General features: G+C 64.4%; 1 protein-coding gene. It reads left to right on the forward strand.

What is annotated here, in order from left to right:
- Positions 1–50: 50 nt before the first annotated feature.
- Positions 51–3249, forward strand: a 3199-nt coding sequence (locus Q8P46_06415) for a hypothetical protein (protein ID MDP2619795.1), incomplete at its 3' end; no start/stop codon positions are given.

Here is a 3249-nt window from a genome sequence, read left to right on the forward strand (position 1 = left end):
GCGCTCGCACCCTCGCCGGAGACTGGGTCCGTTCGAGCATCACATGGGCCGTGAACTTGGCTCAGGGCGCGATCGGGCAATCGGGCGACTGGATCGACGCTGCCGTCACTTGGACCGTGGACCTTGCAAAAGGTACCGCGGACGCCATTGCTGATTGGCTTGAGAAGACCCTGGAGTGGGCCGTAAACCTCGCGCAAGGCGCCAGTTCTCTTGCCGGCGAGTGGCTGCGGCGCAGCGTGGATTGGACAGTAAACCTCATCCAGGGGACAGCCGCGCCCGTCTCGGAATGGATTGGCCGGCGCGTGCAGTGGCTTATCGACCTCGTGCCATCACCGGAAACCCGGACTGGCGTCTTCCTTGATAGCCTCCTGGGGCGCCCGCTTGATGAAGCGACCGTGATGAGCATCCGCTTTCAAGCCCTCGCCGAAGGTCTCGATCCCGACGAGGCGGTGCAGCAGGCGCAAATCCCCGACTGGCTACGGGAGGTACAGGCGCGCGTCGACGCCTTGCAGCCGCATCAGATTCAGATGGGCATGCAGGTGACCATGACCGTGGCGTCTATCCTGACAGCCAGGTTCATCGGTGGCCTCATTGCCGGACTGGGCGCGCTTGCCTGGGGCAGCCTCCTCGCCCCTGGGGCCGTGTGGACCGCGGGCGCTGCAGGTGCGGTGCTCGGCACCCTGGCGGTTCCCCTCACCATGGCGCTGGCTATCTCGCTGGCGTTCGACTGGGCGCAGACGCAGGTGGATCGTAAGATATTCGATACCAGTCTAGAGCGGGTTCTGGCTGGTGCGTTCGCCGGGATGGGCTTCAAGTTCCTGGCGGGCGTCGCGGGCGTCGCGGGATGGCAGGTTACGCTCGGGATGGCGCTCGTTATGGCCGTTACGCTGATTGATTGGGATCTGGCGCTTGCCGAGGTCAAGAGCCTGTGGGATGCAGTCAAGGCAGAACTCACGAAGCGCTTCGCGGATTGGACGATGGGCGACGACTCCATCTCCATCCCGGTGCGCGCGCTGCGCCTGGTTTTCGGCACGGTCGAGCCGCAGATGGATGCGCAAGGCGTCAATACGCTGCAGCAGGAGATGGAGCGGGGCCGTGAGGAAGCGCAGCGATCCGACGCGGAAACGCGAACATTGCCTTCCGTGTTGGAACAGCTCACTCGGCCGATGGCGCCACCTGAAGAAGTTCCAGCCCCTCTTGATGTTCGCGCGGAGATTTCTCGGCCGCCTTCGGTCGTGCGCCTTGAACCCAGCAAAGACATGTTGGCAGTTCTTCGACAGCAGGAGAGCAGCGGCTTGCCGGCACTCGCGACGGGAGGGCCTTTTCAGCTGCGAGCCACGGCCCTGGAGGATCTGCTCGCTGCCGGTCTGGGAGAGGGACTGCGCTCGGCTGGCAATATCGTGCAGGGCTCGCTGGCCGATCTCACCAAGGGCGGCGAAGACTTCTCCCGCATCCTGGCAGGGCGCTTCTTGCAAGACCAGGAAGCCATGGCGCAAGTACAGCGGCTCAATGCGCAGGCAGCTGACACGGCGATCGGCTTTCTCACTGCCGCCGAGGCTTTCTCCATCGCCTGGGTGACGGGTCTGCGCGGCTTCAAGGATCTTGAGAGCCTGGATGAAGTGATCACCATCGTAGCCGGGCAAACACAGACGGCGATGGAACGCGTCCAGCAATTCCGACGCTCGGCGCGGGATATTGGCATTGACCCAGGAACGGTCAGCCTCAGCGAGCTCGGCGAGTACCGCTCCGGTGCCGGACGAGGCATGTTCGCTGCCGCCTCTGTGGACAACGCGTCTGCAGACGTCCTCGCCGACTTCCTGGAGAGAGAAGCCGACCTGCGCGGGTTCCAGGAAGGCGCCCGCCTTACCGGCACCGGCCCGGCGCATGAGGTCGCTGGCGTCGTGCACAATCGCGAGGCCGTCATCCCCTGGAAGGCGCTGCGCAAGGGCTTGCAGGGCGTCCTGGAGTTCCTCGGCGTGCCGGGCTTTGACGACGGTGCCGGGAAGAACATTCTGGCTGGGATCGATCCCGGACTCGCCGCGGGCATCCGCGAGCAGCAGGGCATGATCGCATCGCTCCAGCGGGCCATGGAGACCATTCCGCGCGTCATCATGGCGGGCATGCTGCAAATGTTGCAGACCGTCGGCGAAGTGCTGATGAACTTGGCCGGGGCTTTCTTGAGCGAGTCGCAGATGGAGGAGTTGCGTGCTTCGATCGACTTCCTGAAGGAGAAGGCGAACGAGGCGGCCATCGCTCTCGGTCTGATCGAGCACCCGGCCAAAGGCATGGAACGGCGCATCGGTCAGGCGAGCGCCGATATCATGGAATTCGGCGAGAACGTCAGTGAATTTGGTACCGGCATCTCGTCGTCCAAGCAGATGCTGCAGCAGCGTCTGGCGCAGTACGGCCAAGCGATCAGCCGCTCCATTCAAGCCACCATCGCATTCGCGGCGCAGGGGCCAACGAGGTTGCTGGACGCCATGCAGGCCGCAGGATCGGGCATCGCATCCGTCTGGCGAGATCCGGGCCAAGCGCTTGCTAGCACAGCCCTGCTCGCGCTGAATGGCATCGAGGCGCTTGGGCGCGGTGCCGCTTCAATGGGCAAGGCGGCATTCGCTGAACTCAAAGAGCTCGGCAGAAAAGCGACGCAGTCCGGGAAAGACTTGCTCGCGCTCGCTAACCCGGCGATGCTTCTTGGGCACGTCCTTGAGCAGCTCGCTCCGACCGCGCAAGTGCTCGCCGCCGTCATGGAGCCGCTGGAACCCATCATCGCGGCCCTGGCGCAGCCGCTAATTGTGTTCGGCAAGGCATTCGGCGAAGCGTTGGTGCCGCTTCTGGAAGCTCTGTTCCCGGTGTTCAAGGGCGTAGCCATCGTGGCGACGTTCCTGGGCCAGGCGTTCTTCTGGCTGCTTGCCGTCGTCTCCGACGTGGTGGGCGGCATCGCGACGTTCGTCGGCGGCATCATCAAAGGCATCGGCGATTTCTTGGGTAGCATCAAGGTCTTCGGCATCCGCCCGTTTGGATTGCTCGCCGACGCCCTGAGCGCAGTCGGTGGCGGTTTAAAGGCCTTCGGCGACGGTGCCAAGGGGTTCGCTGAAGGAGCCAGGAAAGGCGCCGACGCTATGGCCGATGCCCGCGGCGTCATTGCCAACATGACGCTCGCAGACGCCAAGGCGCTGGCTGAGCACGAGAAGGTGACCCGCGAGGCCACCGCGGCCATGCGCAACCTCCCGTTCGGCGTGAAGGTCG

This window comes from Hyphomicrobiales bacterium, assembly GCA_030688605.1.
Taxonomy (GTDB): domain Bacteria; phylum Pseudomonadota; class Alphaproteobacteria; order Rhizobiales; family NORP267; genus JAUYJB01.